Below are 16,655 nucleotides of genomic sequence, written 5' to 3' on the forward strand. Positions count from 1 at the left end.
TATGAAACCGCTGGAAGGCCTGCGCGTCGTCGAACTGGCGCGCGTGCTCGCGGGGCCGTGGTGCGGGCAGTTGCTCGCCGACCTCGGCGCCGAGGTGGTGAAGATCGAGCGGCCGGGCGGGGGGGACGACACGCGCCAATGGGGCCCGCCCTTCGTCACGGGCGAGGGGGGCGAGGCGCTGGGCGCGGCCTATTATCATAGCTGCAACCGCGGCAAGCGCAGCGTTGCGATCGATATCGCGACCGGGGAAGGCCAAGCCGAACTGCGCGACCTGCTGACCGGTGCCGATGTGGTGATCGAGAATTACAAGGTCGGCGGGCTGGTCAAATATGGGCTCGATCCGGCGCGGCTGCGCGCGGATTTTCCGCGGCTGATCGTCTGTTCGGTCACCGGCTTCGGCCAGACAGGTCCCTATGCCCACCGCGCGGGCTATGACTATATCGTCCAGGCGATGAGCGGCTTCATGTCGCTGACCGGCGAGCCTGACGGACCCCCGCAAAAGGCGGGCATCGCCTATGCCGACATCTTCACCGGCATGTATTCGGCGGTGGCGATCCTTGCCGCGTTGCGGCGTCGTGACGTCACGGGGGCGGGGGCGCATATCGACATGGCATTGCTCGACAGTCAGGTCGCGGTGCTCGCGAATCAGGCCGCCAATTATCTGGCGAGCGGGGTGGTGCCGAAGCGGATGGGCAGCGGCCACGTCAATGTCGTGCCCTATCAGGTCTTCGCGACCGCCGACGGCCAGCTCGTGATCGCGGTCGGCAACGACGGGCAGTTCCATAAATTATGCGCCCTGCTCGGCGAGCCCGGCTGGGCCGATGACGCGCGCTTCGCGACCAACGCGGCGCGGCTTGCGAACCGCGCGGAATTGATCCCGCTGCTTGCGGCCAGGATCGCCACGTGGGACGCGCAGCCGCTGTCGCTCGCGCTCGAGGGGCAGGGCGTGCCCGCGGGGCCGATCAACGACCTCGCCGGAGTGTTCGCCGACCCGCAGGTCATTGCGCGGGGGATGCGCTTTCGCCCCGAAGGCGCGGCGATCGACGCGGTCGCCAGCCCGATCGTCATCGACGGCGAGCGGATGATCGCCGCCACGGGCGCGCCGCCGCTCACGATCTGATTGTCGCCCCAGCCTTCGCTGGGGCGACGCTTTTCCTCAGAATTTCACCGTGCCGGTGACGAAGACCTGGCGCGGGTTGCCGTAGAAGGCGGTCTGGACGCCCTCGAGGCCGAGCGTCGAGCCGCCCGCGGCGTTCTGATAATTATAGCCCGACGTGATGTAGCGCTTGTTCGTCAGATTCTTGCCGTGGACCCCGATCGAATAGTCGCCGCCGTCGGCGGTCCAGACGAGGCTGGCGTCCCACAGCACATAGCCCGGCTGGTCGAGCGCCGGGATCGGCACCTCGAACTGATGGGTCAGGCTGCGATAGGTCAGACCGGTCGATGCATCGACCATGCCGCCCATCGCCGGGATGCCCGCAGCGATCGTGCCGGCGGCGGTCCATTTCGGCGTGTTCTGGAAGGTACGGATGTCGGAAACGTCGGTTCCGGTCGGGCCGATGAAACGCTTGTATTTGGCGTCGATGAAGCCGACCGACCCGTTGAAGCGGACGCTCGAGCCGGCGCCGGCGAAGTCGCGGGCGAGCACGGCGTTCGCTTCGGCCTCGAACCCCTGGAGGCGGGCCTTGGCGGCGTTGGTGGTGATGCCGCAGAAGCTTTGCACCCCGCCGACGAGACAACCGACCGAGCCGGGGATCTGGACATCCTTATAGTCCATATAGAAGCCCGCGAGGCTGAGCGTCAGCCGGCGGTCGAGCAGCGATCCCTTGTAGCCGACCTCGTAGCTGTCGACCTTTTCGGGGTCGAAGGCGAGGAAGTTGTAGATATCCTCATAGGTCCGCCCGGCGCTCGGATCGCTGATCGGTGCCGAGGTGCCCGAACCGCGCGGGTCGAAGCCGCCGCCCTTGAACCCCTTCGAATAGGAGGCGTAGATCATGTTGTCGTCGTCGGGCTTGAAGCTGAGCGACGCGCGCGGGGTAAATTCCTTGAAGGTGCGCTTGCCCCGGAAATCGGTCGCCACCGCGATCGCGATCGGGTCGAGCGTGCCGCCGAACTCGGGCGACAGGCCGGTGATCCGGTTCGCCTTGTAGACGAAGGCATTGCGCTTGTCGTTCGTATAGCGGCCGCCGACCGACAGGCTGATCCGGTCGGTGAAGTCGAAGGTGAAGTCGCCGAACACCGACCATGTATCGGTCCGCACGTCGCCCGCCGTATAGCCGTTGAGGCCCGGAAGGCCGATCGTCTCGCCGGTCAGGCCGAGCAGCACGTCGAACGAGGTCGCGGCGCGGGCGTCGAGATAGTAGAAGCCGACGAGGCCGTGCAGGCGGTCGCTTTCGTAGAGGAGCTGGAATTCCTGGCTGAGCTGCTCGTTGCGATAGACCGCGGGGACGTCGACGTCGACCGCGGGCAGCGCGTCGAAGTCGATCGGGGTGAAGCTGGTGTCCTTGCGCCACGCGCTGATCGACCGCAGCGTCAGATTGTCGGTCAGCTCGGCCGAGACGTTCATCGCGAGGCCATAGGCCTTCACATCCTGTTTCGGGTCGTTGAGGCCGGCGCGGGTGTCATAGACATTGTCGAGGACGGGCGCGCCCGAGACGAGGCCGGGGATCAGGCGGTGGCCGTTGCGCGGGTCGGATTTGTCGCGCGTATAGTCGCCCGAAATGCGGATGAAGACGGGGGCGCCGTTGCCGCCCATCTCGACCGTCGCGCGGCCGGCCCAGACGTCCTTGTTGTAGTTTTCGAGCCCCGGAATGTTCAGATTGTCGCCGAAGCCGCCGCGCGACAGGCGCGCGACCGAGCCGCCGACGCGGATCAGGTCGCTGACTGGCGCGCTGGCCGTCACGACGAGATCGGCCTGGTCGTAGGTGCCGTAGGTGGCGCGCACGCGCAGCTCGGGCGAATCGGGATCGAGCCGCCGCGTCACATATTTGACCGCGCCGCCGATGGTATTGCGGCCGTAAAGCGTGCCCTGCGGTCCGCGCAGCACCTCGATCCGCTCGACGTCGTAGATGTCGAGCACCGCCGCCTGCGGGCGGTTGAGATAGACGTCGTCGAGATAGATGCCGATCCCGGCCTCGAAGCCCGGCACCGGGTCCTGCTGGCCGACGCCGCGGATGAAGGCGGTGAGGGTCGAATTGGTGCCGCGCGAATTTTCGAGCGTGGTGTTCGGCGTCATGTTGGCGACGTCGGTGATGTCGATCGCGCCGGCCTTGGCGAGCGTGTCGCCCGAAATGGCGGTGACCGCGATCGGCACGTCGACGAGGCGCTCGTCGCGGCGGCGCGCGGTGACGATGATCTCGCCCGCGTCGTCGCTGCTGGCGCCCGGATCTTCCTGCGCGAAGGCGGCGGGGGCGAAGGCGACAAGGCCGAGCGCGCTGGTCGCGGAGATGACGGTGGACAAGCGGCGGGCGAACGGACGCATGATGAATCTCCCATGACAGGGGCGACCCCTCGTCCCCCCTCCTCGTCTTTTCTTCGGCCTGGACTTGCCAAGCCGCGTCGCACCCAATAATGAAAGTTGAACCAAGTTTCAACTTGGAAGTTGCGCCCTTGCTTTTTGGGCTTGCCAGTGGTGCCGAAAAGCCACGATGCAGGGGAAGCCGAGCGATCAGGGGCCATTGGCAAAGGGCGGGAGACGGGGACGAGATGGAGCAGCCGCGGTCATCGGGTGCGGATTCAGGAGACGGCGCGGCAGACGATCCCCGCGCCGGCGGACGCGGCAAGGCGCCGCGCACCGAGCGCGGGCGGCGTACCCTGCGCAAATTGCTCGATGCCGCTGCGGTCGAATTCGGCGAGCATGGTTTTCACGAAGCGTCGATCAGCGCCATCACCCGCCGCGCCGGCACGGCGCTCGGCAGCTTCTACACCTATTTCGATTCGAAAGAGGAAATCTTCCAGGCGCTCGTTCGCTACATGAGCGAACAGCTTCGCGACCATGTCACGCCGATCGTCCAGGCCGCACCCGACGAGATCGCCGCCGAACATGCCGGCCTCCATTCCTTCCTGGGCTTCGTGCGCGAGCATAAGGAAATCTATCGCATCATCGACGAGGCCGAGTTCGTCGATTATGCGAGCTATCGCCGCCACTATGAAACCACGGTCGAGCGCATGCGCCAGCGGCTGGCGGCAGGCGCGGCGCGGGGCGAGATCCGGCCCGACGCCGGCGAGGTCCACGCCTGGGCGATCGCGGGCATGAACGTCTTTCTGGGCATGCGCTATGGTCTGTGGGACGCCGACGCCGATATCGACGCGGTCGCGCGGATCGCCAACGACCTGCTGGCGAACGGGCTGGCGAAGAAGGGCTGACCGGCTTTCTCTCCCTTTTCAGAAGGGAGTTATTTCCGGGAAATCAGGAAGATCGCATGCTCGGCGCGCCAGCTTGCGGCGGCGTCGCTCGCGGGGCGATCGCCCGAGAGGAACCAGGCACGCTCGACCCCGATGCCGCGGCTGCGCAGCAGGTCGCGGAAATCGCTGACCGTGACATGATGGATGTTCGGCGTTTCGTACCAGGCGACCGGCAGCAGCCGCGTCACCGGCATCCGTCCGCCCCACATGAGCGCGAGCCGCACCCGCCAATGCGCGAAATTGGGAAAGCTGACGAAGGCCCGCGGAGCGATACGCAGCAGTTCGTCGACGATGCGGTCGGGCCGCTCGGTGGTCTGCAGCGTCTGCGACAGGATCGCATAGTCGAAGCCGCCCGCGGGATAGTCGGCGAGGTCGCGGTTGGCGTCGCCCTGCACGACCGCGAGACCGCGCTCCATCGCGGCGGCGACATTGGCGGGGTCGATCTCCAGGCCGCGCACATCGGCGTTCCGGCCATCGCGCAGCGCGGCCATCAGCGTGCCGTCGCCGCAGCCGACGTCGAGCACGCGCGCGCCGGGCGGCACCTGCGCGGCGATCAACGCGAGATCGGGGCGCAATCGGGCGGGTTCGGAGGCGGTCACCGGCCGGCCTCGATGAAGCCGGAAATCAGCCGCCATAATTCGGGCGAATCGAGCAGGAAGGCGTCGTGGCCGAACGGGCTCGACAATTCGACGAAACTCGCCTGCGCGCCCGCCGCGTGCAGCGCCTGGACGATCCGGCGCGATTCGGCGGTCGGATAGAGCCAGTCCGAATCGAAGCTGACGAGGCCGAAGCGCACCGGCGACTGGCGGAAGGCATCGGCGAGGCGGCCGCCGTGCGGATCGCCGAGATCGAAATAGTCCATCGCGCGGGTGATGTAGAGATAGCTGTTCGCGTCGAAGCGGTCGACGAAGCTGATCCCCTGATGCCGAAGATAGGATTCGACCTGGAAATCGGCGTCGAAGCCGAAGGTCTTGGCCTCGCGATCCTGCAACTGGCGGCCGAATTTCTCAGTCAGGCCCGCCTCGGACAAATAGGTGATGTGCGCTGCCATGCGCGCAACCGCCAGCCCCTTCGTCGGCGGCTCGCCGCTCGCGTAATAATCGCCGCCCCGCCAGTTCGGGTCGGCCATGATCGCTTGTCGCCCCACTTCGTGAAAGGCGATATTCTGCGCCGAATGGCGCGCGGCCGAGGCGATGATCAGCGCGCGGTCGACGCGATCGGGATAATGGGCCGCCCAGGCGAGCGCCTGCATCCCGCCCATCGACCCGCCGACGACGGCATGCAGCCGCGCGATGCCGAGCCGGTCGAGCAGCATCGCCTGCGCGCGCACCATGTCCCCGATGGTGACGACGGGAAAGCGCATCGCATAGGGCTGGCCGCTGCCGGGATCGTCGCTGGCGGGGCCGCTCGATCCCATGCAACTGCCGATGACATTGGCGCAGATGACGTGATAGCGATCGGTGTCGATCACCCCGCCCGGACGGACGACCTTCGCCCACCAGCCCGGCTTTCCGGTCACCGGATGCGTCGAGGCGACATATTGGTCCATCGTCAGCGCGTGGCAGATCAGGATCGCATTGTCGCGCGCGTCGTTCAGCCGCCCATAGGCTTCATAGGCGATCGCGGGGCTTGCCACCGCCGCGCCGCTGTCGAGCGGCAGCGGACAATCGAGCACAAGCTGGTTATGCCGGGCGGGTTGCAGTCGCGTGGCCATCGTGCCGCGGAGCTAAGCGGGTGCGCGAGCGCTGTCAACGACGGGTGGAACAGGGGTCTCGCCGAGATTATGGAGACATGCAGATCGAGGGGCGGAAGATTCGCCCGGAGATGCTCTCGCGGATGTTCTGCGCCAATCCCGTCGACAAAACTGGACTCGCGCCGCGCAGCCGCTAAACGCCGCCGCATGACCGACACGACCGCCAGCCTCACCCCCAAGCCGTGGATCAGCGGCATCGCGCCCTATGTTCCCGGCAAGTCGGCGGGTGCCGACGGCCGGCCGCTCATCAAATTGAGTGCCAATGAAAACCCCCTCGGCACCGGCGAAAAGGCGCGGGCGGCGTTTCGGGCCGCGCAAGCAGACGCCGACGCGCTGTCGCGCTATCCCGATCCCGGATCGGCGGCCCTGCGCGAGACGATCGCGGCGAAGTTCGGGCTCGATCCGGCGCGGGTCATCTGCGGCAACGGATCGGACGAACTGCTGCATCTGGCCGCGGGCACCTATGCCGGGGCCGGCGACGAGATCCTCTATGTCCGCTATGGCTTTGCGGTCTATGAGATTGCGGCGCGGCGCGTCGGCGCGACGCCGGTCGAGGCCGACGACAGGGATTATGCGACCGACGTCGATGCGCTGCTCGCCGCGGTGACCGGGAAGACGCGCGTCGTCTATCTCGCCAATCCGAACAATCCGACCGGCACGCTCGCGACGCGCGTGGACGTGGCGCGGCTCTATGCGGGCTTGCCCAAGGATGTGCTGTTCGTGATTGACCAGGCCTATGCGGAATATCTGGCGCCCGAGCAGGACGACGGCGGGCTGGAGCTGGCGAAGACGCAGCCCAATGTCTTCGTCACCCGCACCTTTTCGAAGATTCACGGGCTCGCCGCCGAGCGGATCGGCTGGGGCTATGCCAGCGCCGAGGTGATTTCGGCCCTGCATCGCATCCGCCTGCCGTTCAATGTCACGCGCGCGGGACAGGCTGCGGCGGTCGCGGCGCTCGGCGACGAGGATTTCGTGACCCGCAGCCGCGAGCATAATGCGAAATGGCGTAGCTGGCTGACGGGGGAACTCGAAAGCCTGGGCAATCACGGCGTGCGCGTCGTGCCGTCGGCCTGCAATTTCCTGCTCGTGCTGTTCGAGGGCGATGTGGGCGCCGAGACGGTCTACAACCGGCTGATGGACGCGGGCTATATCGTCCGCTGGCTGCCGGGGCAGGGGTTGCCGCACGCGCTGCGCATGACGATCGGCACCGAGGACGAGACGCGCGGGCTGGCGGCGGCGATCCGCGTCGCGCTCGCCGGCTGATGGCGATCGAACGCCTCGCCGTCGTCGGACTCGGCCTGATCGGCTCGTCGATCGCGCGCGCGGTCAAGGCGCGACTGCCCGGCGTGGCGGTCACCGGCCACGACGCCAGCGCTCTTGTGCGCGACGAGGCGCGCGCGCTCGGCCTGTGCGACCGCATCGCTGACGATCCCGCCGACGCGGTCGAGGACGCCGACCTCGTCATCCTCGCGGTGCCGGTCGGCGGCATGGCCGATGCAGCGCGCGCTCTGGCGCCGGGGCTGAAAGCCGATGCGATCGTCTCCGACGTCGGCTCGTCGAAGGCGGGGGTCGGCGCGGCGCTGCGCGCGGCGCTGCCCGATCATCTCGTCATCCCGGCGCATCCGGTCGCGGGGACGGAGAACAGCGGCCCGGCGGCGGGCTTTGCAAGCCTCTTCGAAGGGCGCTGGTGCATCGTGACGCCGGCGGCCGATGCGCCGGCCGATGCGGTGGCGGCGCTCACCGGTTTCTGGCAGACGCTCGGCGCGACGGTTGACACGATGGACGCCGCGCACCACGACCTGGTGCTCGCGGTGACGAGCCACCTGCCGCACCTGATCGCCTATACGATCGTCGGCACCGCGAGCGAGCTGGAAGAGGTGACCGAGAGCGAGGTCATCAAATATTCGGCGGGCGGTTTCCGCGACTTCACCCGCATCGCGGCGAGCGATCCGGTGATGTGGCGGGACGTCTTCCTTGCGAACAGGGACGCGGTGCTCGCGACCTTGCAGCGCTTCAACGAGGATCTGACCGTGCTTCAGCAGGCGATCCGCCGCGGCGACGGCGACAAGCTGGAAGCCTGGTTCACCCGCACCCGCGCGATCCGCCGCTCGATCATCGCCGAAGGGCAGGACGATCCCGCGCCCGATTTCGGACGCAAGCACTAGATTTTCCGTTGACGCGGAAGACGGCACCAGCCCGCTCCCCCTCCCGGCCTCCCATAGGCTACTATCGTTGAGGAGGCCGGGAGGGGGAGCGGACTGGTGCCGTCACCCGGGCAATAATGCCTCGGGTGGATTGAGCGCGTTGATCGCGCGCCAAACGCGGTCTTCCGCTTCGTCGCGCGGCAAGCCGGCGGGAATGGTCTCGCCGATCCTGTAGGTGATCGTTCCCGGCCATTTGACCCAGCGGCGCGGCGGATAGGCGATGCCGCTGTTCACCGCGACCGGGATCACCGGTACGCCGAGCATCCGGTAGACGCCCGCGAAGCCGGCGCGCAGCGGCGGGGCCTTTCCGTGCGGAACGCGCGTCCCCTCGGCAAACAGCACCAGCGGCCGGCCCGCCGCGAGCGCGGCTTTTGCCGCCGCGAGCATCGCGCGCATCGCCTTGCCGCCGCCCTCGCGGTCGACCGGGATCAGGCCGTAGAAGCGCGCCGCCTGGCCCCAGACCGGGATGGAGAACAGTTCCTCCTTTGCGAAGACGGCGGGCCAGCGGAAGAGCATCGGCTGCTCGATCGTCTCGAACGCGCCCTCATGCTTGAAGACATAGAGGACGGGGATGTCGGGCATCGCGCCCTCGACGACGATTCGGTGGCCGAGGATGAAACGGCAGATCAGGCGGTGGAAGCGCGCCCAACGGCGCACGAACCAATGCGTCGCATGATGCGAAATCGGCAGCGCGACGACCGCGCCGATCGAGCAGAGACTGCTCGCGACGACGAAGGCGATCCAGAACAGGATCGAACGGAAAAGAGCGAGGGCGTAGTGCACCAGCGGCGTTTACAGCCCGAGCAGGCCGCCCGCCAGCCCCGCCAGATATTTGTGATATTCGCGAAACAGCGTCGCGAAACTGGGTTCGCTGCGCACCGCGTCGGGGACGATCGTCACGTCCTTGCCGATCGCGCGGCCGATTTCATATTCGGCGCGGCGCATGTGCCAGTCGGTGGTGACGAGCCGCACCGTCCGATAACCCCGCCGCGCCACCCAGGTCGCGACCTCGGTCGCATTCGAGCGCGTGTCCTCCGCCTCGAAGCCCAGGGCGATGCAGCAGTCGAACAGCTGCTGGGGGCGCTTGTATTCGGCGGCGAGTTCGCGCGGCTTCACCTCGCGCGCGACGCCGCTGATCAGCAACCGCTTCGCCTGCCCCGCCTCGAGCAATTCGAGCGCGCGGTCGATGCGGCCGGGGCCGCCGGTCAGCACGACGATCGCGTCGGTCTTCTGCTGCGTGGGCGCCGGCATCGGCGGCAGGAGCGCGAACCAGGCGAAGCCGAGCACCCAGGCGAGGAAAAGGAGGGAGATCAGGCGCCGTATCATAGTATCTTCTTGAGCGCGGCGAGCAGCGTCTGGCGCGCCGTCAAAGCAGCCAGCGCGATAGCCAATAGCGGCAGCGCCAGCAAGAGCGCCCAGCCGCCGGGGCCGAGCGAGGCGGTCGCGGCGAGCCCCGCGGTGACGTCGGACCATTGCCAGCCGATGAGCAGCAGGATCGCCGCCGCGACCGCAGTGCCGAGCGCGATGCCATAGGCGGTGTCGATCGCGATCCGCCGCTGGAACAGGCGCGCGATCTGCCGGTCGGTCGCCCCGATCAGGTGGAGCATCTCGATCGTCGCATAATGGGTGCCGAGCGCGGCGCGCGCGGTCATGATGACGACCGCGCCGCTCGCCAGGATCATCAGCAGCACGAGGCCGCCGGCAACCCAGGCGAGCGAACGGATCAGCCGCGCGACCGGCCCCAGCCATTCGGCGTGCGGGATCACCCGCGCGCCCGGCGCGACCCGGTCGACGAGCGCGTCGAGCCGGGCGAGCTGCCCCGCGCGGTCGCCGCCGACGAGGTCGATGTCGACGAGCGCGGGCAGCGGCAGCGATTTCAGCACCGGATCGTCGCCATCGGCGCTGCCGAGCCACTGGCCGAGCGTCGCGAGCAGCTCGCTCTGCTCGATGTTGCGCGCGCCGTGGACATAGGGCTGCGCCGCGGCCTCGCGGCGCAGCGCCGCCGCCTGCTCGGCTCGGGTGACGGGGTTGGCGGTGACGATCTGCACCGTGACCCGACCCGCGATCGCCTCGCCGATCGCGTTCGCCGACCGCGCGAGTCCGACCCCGGCGGCGGCGGCGAGCAGGGTCAGCATCATGAGGATCGCGATCACCCACGGTGTCGGCCCCGACAGACGGCGATCGGGAAGCAGGCGGCGGTGCTGGACGGGGACGCGCGGGATGATCATGACGTCACGCGCGGTTGGGCGGATAGCGCAGCGCGCCGGTCGGGTCGGACAATCGTCCCTTTTCGAGCCGCATCATCTGCGCATTGTCGATGCGGCTGATCAGATGGATGTCGTGGGTCGCGACGATGACCGTGGTCCCCAGCCGGTTCAGCGCCTCGAACAGCCCGAGCAGGCGCATCGCCATGTCAGGATCGACGTTGCCGGTCGGTTCGTCGGCGACCAGAAGCTGCGGCCGCGCGATGACCGCGCGGGCGATCGCGACGCGCTGCTGCTCGCCGCCCGACAGTGTCGCCGGGCGCGCCTCGGCGCGTTCGTCGAGGCCGATCCAGCTCAGCATCTCGCCCACCGGCCCCGCCAGATCCTCTTCGCCGACCCCGGCGATGCGCAGCGGCAGCGCGATATTGTCGCGCGCGCTCAAATGCGGGATCAGGCGGAAATCCTGAAAGACGACGCCGATACGGCGGCGGAATCCGGGCAGGCGGTGGCGCGGCATCGCGCCCAGATCCTCGCCGAACAGGCGCACGATGCCGCGGCTCGGCCGCTGCGCGAGATAGAGCATCCGAAGCAGCGAGGTCTTGCCCGCGCCCGATGCGCCGGTCAGGAAATAAAAGCTGCCCGGCTGAAGGTTGAAGCTGATGTCGCGCAGCACCTCGCCGTCGGGACCGTAGCGCAGCCCGACATTGTCGAACTCGACCATCGCGCCGCCGGCGCGCGCGGGCCGCGCGTCCGTCATGACGTCAGCCGCGGGCGGGCGGGCGCCGCCGGTCCGCAAAAACTATGGCCCTCCACGCACATGCCGCTGCCTGTCGCACGCCTGCCGCGCGGCGTAAAGCGCCAAGCGCGACGCGGCGCTTGCAACCGCGCGACTCCCGGTGTTTAGAGGGACGCCATGATCCTGGCCTGCCCATCCTGCCACACCCGCTATGTCGTGCCCGATACCGCCATCGGCGCCAACGGCCGCACCGTGCGCTGCGCCAACTGCCGCCATAGCTGGTTCCAGGAGCCCGCTGCGCCGCCGGTGATGCCGCCGCAGCCCGCGTCGAATGGGGCGCCGGCGGCGGAACCGACCACGGCGCCGGAACCCGCCGGCGCCGTGGAGGCGCCCGTTCCCGCCGCGGTCCAGCAGCCTCCCGTCGAGCCCGCGCCGCCTCCGCCTCCGCCCGAAGCCTTCGCGGCGCCCGAGACGACCGCCCAGCGCCCAGCGCCGCCGCTGGCCGACGATGCGCCGCTGCCCTTCCGCCGCCCGCGCCGCGACCCGGCCAGGCGCTGGACGATGGTCGCGGCGGCAGCGGCGCTGCTGATGGTCGGCGCGACCGGCGCGCTCTATTATTACGGGCTGCCCGCCTGGGCGCAGGGTCTCGGTCTCGGCGGCGCGACCGGCGAGCCCGACCTGGTGATCGAACTGCCGCCGAACCAGGATCATCGCGAACTGCCCGACGGCACCATCTATTTCGCGGCCTCGGGAGTCATCATCAACCCGACCGACCGCGAACAGCGCGTGCCGCCGATCCTCGCCGAGCTGCGCGACGCGCAGGGGACGATCGTCTATAGCTGGACGATCAAGCCGCCGGTGCGGACGCTGCCGCCGAACGAAAAGGTGAATTTCAGCGAAGCGAAGCTCGACATCCCGCGCCGCGCGACGCAATTGACGGTGAGCTGGGCCTTGCCCAAGGGATAAACGGCCGGGAGACGGGGCGTCACGCCGTCACAGGCTGGCCGCGGCGGCGAGCGAGAGCAGGAAGCTGGTCAGCGTCGCGACAATGATGGGTGCGAAGCTGCGCCATCCCTGATCGAGCAGCAGCGCGAGCCGCGCCTTCATCGCCGTGGCGACGATCGCGAGCAGCAACAGCGCCTGCGCGGCGCCGTTCGCGGCGTGCTGCGCCGACGCCGGGATCGGGACCAGCGAGTTGATGGCCGCGAGCGCGAGGAAGCCGGTGATGAACCAGGGCAGGCGCAGCGGGATGCGCCGCGTCGCCTGCGCCGCGCCGCCGCGACCGAGCCACAGAGCGACGAGCATCAGCATCGGCGCGAGCAGCGCGACGCGGGTCAGCTTGACGATCGTCGCGACCTCGCCCGCCTTTTGCGAAAAGGAAAAGCCGCCGCCGATCGCCTGCGCGACGTCGTGGACCGAGGCGCCGATCAGAAAGCCGGCTTGCGTATCGGAAAGCCCCATTTGCGCCGCGAGCACGGGATAGAGGGTCATGGCAAGCGCGCTCGCGACGGTGATGCCGACGAGGGTCAGGGTGAAGCGCGCCTGGTCGACGCGCCGGTCGCCGATCAGCGACCAGAGCGCGAGCGCGGCCGAGGCGCCGCAGATCGCGGTGGCGCCGCCCGCGAGCAGCGCGGCGTGGCTGTCCTGCCGGAACAGGCGGGCGCCGATCAGCGCCGCACCGATCACCGCCCCCATGATGAGCAGCAGCAGCGCAAAGGGCAGCGGTCCCAGTTCGGCAAGCTGCGCCGCGGTGATCCGCGCGCCGACGAGGACGATGCCGATGCGAAGCGCGGTCTGCGACAAGAGGTCGAGCCCCGCGTGGGTGCGCCGGTCCTGCGACAGGAAGGAGAGCGACAGGCCGATGAGGAGGCCCATCAGCACGATCGGCGCGGCATAATGATCGGCGAGCCATGCCGCGGCGAGCGCGGCGATCGCGGTGACGCTGGCGCCGGGCAGATAGTCGCGTACGCGCCGCCTCGCCGGCGGTGCCTGTTCGAGCAGCAGTTCGCCGTAAAGGTCGGCGGCCATCGGCCAGCTTCGTTCGGATGCCTGCATCGCGCCTTTCCCGTTGGTGCCGCGCCCTTTGCACATCGACGCCGCCCGGTCGATAGGCCATTGCTGGCGCGCCCCGCTCTTGCTAGAGGCCGCGCGTCGACTGGCACCCGTAGCTCAGCTGGATAGAGCGCTGCCCTCCGAAGGCAGAGGTCACAGGTTCGAATCCTGTCGGGTGCGCCACTTCGGAACAAAGCTGGGCACTGCGCCCGGCTTTGTTTCGGCGGCTCCCGCGACCGGCGCCTGGAGCAGATTGCTCTTTGAGCCGAGAATCCGAGCCTCATCGGTAGCGAATTCCACCCGCTGGACAAGCGCGCGGGGATGGTCGCGGCGATAGCCGCCTTTCTCATTTCGCATCCGCTTGTGCGCGGCGGTGGCGAACTTCGCCAGCATGTCGGGCGCGACCGCCTTCCGACCTTCAGGGCTGAGCGAAGCCGTCACGCGCTCGACGTCGGCCTTTGCCTGTTCGCGCGTTGCCTTGGGATCAGTTCAATCTTCGAATGACCACTCCCACCCCGTTCCGGCCATTTCGTCGCCTCCAACCCGCTCTTGCAGGCTCGGGTGCTGGCGCGGAAAGACCGATGGCGACCAAGGCATGTCGAATCTGCATCGATCAGACAAAAGCTTTTCCCATATGTGCCCATTGCTAGGCATTTTCCGCGTCTCGCGCAGCATCACCGCGGCGTTTTGCGAATGCAGGCCGAGCGCGTTGACCCGTCAGCCGATATTCCCGCCGCGAAGACGAGACGCAGAGCTTCCGAGAGGCTGCGCACGTCGAGTTTGATCATCAGGTTCGCGCGATGCACCTCGACCGTCCGCGGAGAGATGCCGAGGTCGCGTGCGATCGCCTTGTTCTGAAGCCCCCGTGCCAGCCGGTCGAGCACCTCGCGCTCGCGGCGGGTGAGCACATCCAGCAATCGGTTGGCCCTGGCCGCGCGGACGGCTGCGCCATTTGTCGTCGTCATCCTGTCGAAAGCGGCCTCGATAGACGCTATCAGCGCCGCCTTTCCGAACGGCTTTTCCAGAAGATCGACCGCCCCCGCTTTCATCGCCTGCACCGCGATGGACACATCGGCATGCCCGGTGAGCACGATGACCGGAATCGCGATTCCGCCCGCGACCAGCCGCTGTTGGACCGCGATACCGTCCATATCGGGCATGCGGATATCGAGGAGTACGCACCCCTCGGGCGCCTGCCGGACCTCCTTCAGGAACGCCGCCCCCGTCGGCCATGTCCGAACGGCATAACCCGCGGTTTGGAGCATGAAGCTGGTCGACCGGCGAATGGCGTGCTCGTCATCGACGATATGCACGAGCTTTCTGGCTGCCATGCCCGTTCTCCATAATCGCGCTGACGAGGGTAAAGTGAAACTCGGTGCCGCCATCCTCGGCCGCCTGCATCCATATCCGCCCGCCATTGGCCTCGATGATCGTCCGGCAGATCGAGAGGCCCAGGCCCATGCCATCGGGCTTCGTGCTGACGAAGGCCGTGAACAGCTTGTCGGCGATCTCCGGCGTTACCCCGGGGCCGGTGTCGGCCACGACGACCTGCACAAAACCGGACGGGCCGGGACGGCTCGACACCGACAGCCGGCGCACCGGACAATCGGCCATCGCGTCGATGGCGTTGCGGACAAGGTTGATAAGGACCTGCTGAATCTGCGTCTTGTCGACGAGCACGGGCGATGCGAGCGGGTCGAGGTCGAAGTGCGGCTCGACATTTTTTTCGCGTGCGTCCATCAGCCCGAGCATGGCCGCCTCGTTGATGAGGGCCGGGAGATCCTCGATTGTTTTCTCGACCTCGCCACGCGCGACGAAGTTGCGCAGCCGCCGGACGATTTCACCGGCACGCATCGCTTCCTTCGCAGTATCCTCGAGCGCCTCGCGGATGACCGGCACGTCATCGGGATCGAATTTCCCGAGCATGTCACGAACCGCCTCGACATAGTTGGTGACGGCGGTGAGCGGCTGGTTGAGCTCATGTGCCAAGGTGGACGCCATCGTCCCCATTGCGCTGGTGCGCGATACCTGGATCAGTTCCGATTGCAGCGATTCCAGCCGCGCTTCCGTTTTTTGCCGTTCGGTCAGGTCGCGGATGAAGGCTGTAAACAGCGGGCGTGCGCCGCTTGCCGTCTGGCCGACCGACAGCTCCATCGGAAAGATAGACCCGTCCCTTCGCCGTCCAGACATGATGCGGCCGATCCCGATGATATGTTCCTCACCCGTTTCGAGAAAGTGCCGAATATAGCGATCGTGCCGTTCGCGATCCGGCGACGGCATGAGTCTCTTGACATTGGTGCCCAGCAATTCCTCTTCACGATAGCCGAACATTCGTTCGGCGGTGGAGCTGAAGGACAGGATCAGTCCGCGATCGTCCATGACGATCATCGCGTCGGGTACCGTCGAGAGGATCGAGCGGAGGTGGTTTTCCTGCGACCGCAACGCGTCCTCGGTGGCCCGACGTTTGGTGATGTCCGACACTACCGTCGCAAAGCCGCGCAGATTGCCGTCGGGCGCATGGAGAGCGGTGATCGAGACGTCGGCAAGAAACTCGGACCCGTCTTTGCGAAGGCGACGGTCTTCGACCTCGAACCTGCCCTGCCGTTCCGCCTGTGCAAGCTCCTTGCCGGGCTTTCCGCACTCTATTGCGTCGGCAGGATAGAATATCGAGGCATCGCACCCGATGATCTCGGCTTCGGGCCAGTCGAACAGCCTCAGCGCGCCGTGGTTCCATATCGCCACCTTGCCTTCGGCATCCAGCAGGTAGATGGCGTGGCCATGGGCGCCGTCGATCAACAGATTGAGCTCTTCCGCCAGCAACCTGGCTTCGGCGGCACCGCTCGCGGCGCGCCGTTCGCTTTCGGCCATGCGGGAACGGGCTTTCTGCAGCCGATTGGCCAGCAGGACGATTCCCATCGCGGTCAGCAGGAAGGTGCCGGCAACGGCGGGTTCGAAGGATTCGACATTCCGTTGCCCCGAAAAAAGAAGGCCGAAGCCCAGCGCCGGGATCGTGGCCATCGTCGCGGCTCGCGATCCGGCGATCATCGCCGCAGCGAGCAGCGCCAGGGCGAACAGGAGAAACGCCGCCTGACCGCCCAGCCATGGCCCCAGGGCGAGGCGAAGGAGGGCGGTCGCGCCCACGATCGCCATCGCGGTTGCCAGACGCACAAAAAAGGGTCGGTCGATCATCGACATAAGCAAAGCCGCCCCACTTGGCTTTCATTCTGCCGCATGCCCATCGCTGGTCCCGAATGCCTATATCATGATCGCGGCCCGGACCGTGATAATTTCGTCTTTTGCGC

At 67.7% G+C, this 16,655-nt stretch carries 16 protein-coding genes and 1 tRNA gene; 6 read left to right on the top strand and 11 right to left on the bottom strand.

The features are described 5' to 3' along the window. Nucleotide 1: 1 nt before the first annotated feature. Nucleotides 2–1,120 (top strand): CaiB/BaiF CoA transferase family protein, encoded by a 1,119-nt coding sequence (locus FHR21_RS00760; protein WP_184094325.1) that lies wholly within the window; start codon nt 2–4, stop codon nt 1,118–1,120. A 36-nt stretch (nt 1,121–1,156) separates the two neighbouring features. Here FHR21_RS00760 and FHR21_RS00765 read toward each other — a convergent pair whose 3' ends face one another. Further along, nucleotides 1,157–3,481: a TonB-dependent receptor gene (locus FHR21_RS00765; protein ID WP_184094327.1), complete on the bottom strand. Its 2,325-nt coding sequence runs from the start codon at nt 3,479–3,481 to the stop codon at nt 1,157–1,159. 224 nt (nt 3,482–3,705) lie between these two features. Here FHR21_RS00765 and FHR21_RS00770 point away from each other — a divergent pair, with 224 nt between their 5' ends. After that, nucleotides 3,706–4,365 carry a TetR/AcrR family transcriptional regulator gene (locus FHR21_RS00770; RefSeq protein WP_184094328.1) on the top strand — a complete coding sequence of 220 codons (660 nt, stop codon included), beginning with the start codon at nt 3,706–3,708 and terminating at the stop codon, nt 4,363–4,365. Between the two features lie 29 nt (nt 4,366–4,394). On the opposite strand, the gene metW is transcribed toward FHR21_RS00770, so the two are convergent. Then, nucleotides 4,395–5,003, bottom strand: coding sequence for a methionine biosynthesis protein MetW (gene metW, locus FHR21_RS00775; protein WP_338113007.1), 609 nt, complete (start codon nt 5,001–5,003; stop codon nt 4,395–4,397). After that, nucleotides 5,000–6,118 (bottom strand): homoserine O-acetyltransferase MetX, encoded by a 1,119-nt coding sequence (metX, locus tag FHR21_RS00780; RefSeq protein ID WP_184094332.1) that lies wholly within the window; start codon nt 6,116–6,118, stop codon nt 5,000–5,002. Before metX ends, metW begins: the two co-directional genes overlap by 4 nt. A gap of 186 nt (nt 6,119–6,304) precedes the next feature. Here metX and hisC point away from each other — a divergent pair, with 186 nt between their 5' ends. Together hisC and FHR21_RS00790 are read left to right on the top strand one after the other, a co-directional pair. After that, nucleotides 6,305–7,420: a histidinol-phosphate transaminase gene (gene hisC / locus FHR21_RS00785; RefSeq protein ID WP_184094334.1), complete on the top strand. Its 1,116-nt coding sequence runs from the start codon at nt 6,305–6,307 to the stop codon at nt 7,418–7,420. Continuing rightward, nucleotides 7,420–8,322, top strand: a complete 903-nt coding sequence (locus FHR21_RS00790; protein ID WP_184094336.1) for a prephenate/arogenate dehydrogenase family protein — start codon at nt 7,420–7,422, stop codon at nt 8,320–8,322. Before hisC ends, FHR21_RS00790 begins: the two co-directional genes overlap by 1 nt. 102 nt (nt 8,323–8,424) lie before the next feature. Here the strand turns inward: FHR21_RS00790 and FHR21_RS00795 are convergent, their stop codons facing one another. Genes FHR21_RS00795 through ftsE form a run of 4 tightly spaced genes read right to left on the bottom strand, consistent with a single transcriptional unit; the run spans nt 8,425 to nt 11,322 of the window. Next, nucleotides 8,425–9,144, bottom strand: a complete 720-nt coding sequence (locus FHR21_RS00795; RefSeq protein ID WP_184094338.1) for a 1-acyl-sn-glycerol-3-phosphate acyltransferase — start codon at nt 9,142–9,144, stop codon at nt 8,425–8,427. A 9-nt stretch (nt 9,145–9,153) separates the two neighbouring features. Continuing rightward, entirely contained in the window at nt 9,154–9,687 is a 534-nt protein-coding gene (locus tag FHR21_RS00800; protein ID WP_184094340.1) for a YdcF family protein, read from the bottom strand. After that, nucleotides 9,684–10,589, bottom strand: coding sequence for a cell division protein FtsX (locus FHR21_RS00805; protein WP_184094342.1), 906 nt, complete (start codon nt 10,587–10,589; stop codon nt 9,684–9,686). Before FHR21_RS00805 ends, FHR21_RS00800 begins: the two co-directional genes overlap by 4 nt. 4 nt (nt 10,590–10,593) lie before the next feature. Continuing rightward, complete coding sequence (ftsE, locus tag FHR21_RS00810) at nt 10,594–11,322, bottom strand: cell division ATP-binding protein FtsE (protein WP_184094344.1); 729 nt, start codon at nt 11,320–11,322, stop codon at nt 10,594–10,596. 156 nt (nt 11,323–11,478) lie between these two features. On the opposite strand from ftsE, the gene FHR21_RS00815 reads away from it, so the two are divergent. After that, nucleotides 11,479–12,267: a zinc-ribbon domain-containing protein gene (locus tag FHR21_RS00815; protein WP_184094346.1), complete on the top strand. Its 789-nt coding sequence runs from the start codon at nt 11,479–11,481 to the stop codon at nt 12,265–12,267. 27 nt (nt 12,268–12,294) lie between these two features. Here the strand turns inward: FHR21_RS00815 and FHR21_RS00820 are convergent, their stop codons facing one another. Then, on the bottom strand, nt 12,295–13,356 hold the full coding sequence (locus FHR21_RS00820) for a YeiH family protein (protein ID WP_184094348.1): 1,062 nt from the start codon (nt 13,354–13,356) through the stop codon (nt 12,295–12,297). A gap of 103 nt (nt 13,357–13,459) precedes the next feature. Between FHR21_RS00820 and FHR21_RS00825 the strand changes: the two genes are divergently transcribed. After that, nucleotides 13,460–13,536, top strand: a tRNA-Arg gene (locus FHR21_RS00825). Here the strand turns inward: FHR21_RS00825 and FHR21_RS00830 are convergent. The 3 genes from FHR21_RS00830 to FHR21_RS00840 form a co-directional block, all read right to left on the bottom strand. After that, entirely contained in the window at nt 13,507–13,746 is a 240-nt protein-coding gene (locus tag FHR21_RS00830) for a hypothetical protein (protein WP_184094350.1), read from the bottom strand. The genes FHR21_RS00825 and FHR21_RS00830 overlap by 30 nt on opposite strands. 281 nt (nt 13,747–14,027) lie before the next feature. Further along, on the bottom strand, nt 14,028–14,684 hold the full coding sequence (locus FHR21_RS00835; protein ID WP_184094351.1) for a response regulator transcription factor: 657 nt from the start codon (nt 14,682–14,684) through the stop codon (nt 14,028–14,030). After that, nucleotides 14,650–16,548, bottom strand: coding sequence for a PAS domain-containing sensor histidine kinase (locus FHR21_RS00840; RefSeq protein WP_246426987.1), 1,899 nt, complete (start codon nt 16,546–16,548; stop codon nt 14,650–14,652). The genes FHR21_RS00835 and FHR21_RS00840 overlap by 35 nt, the downstream gene beginning before the upstream one ends. Nucleotides 16,549–16,655 lie beyond the last annotated feature (107 nt).

The sequence above is a fragment of the Sphingopyxis panaciterrulae genome, assembly GCF_014199295.1.
GTDB classification, from domain to species: domain Bacteria; phylum Pseudomonadota; class Alphaproteobacteria; order Sphingomonadales; family Sphingomonadaceae; genus Sphingopyxis; species Sphingopyxis panaciterrulae.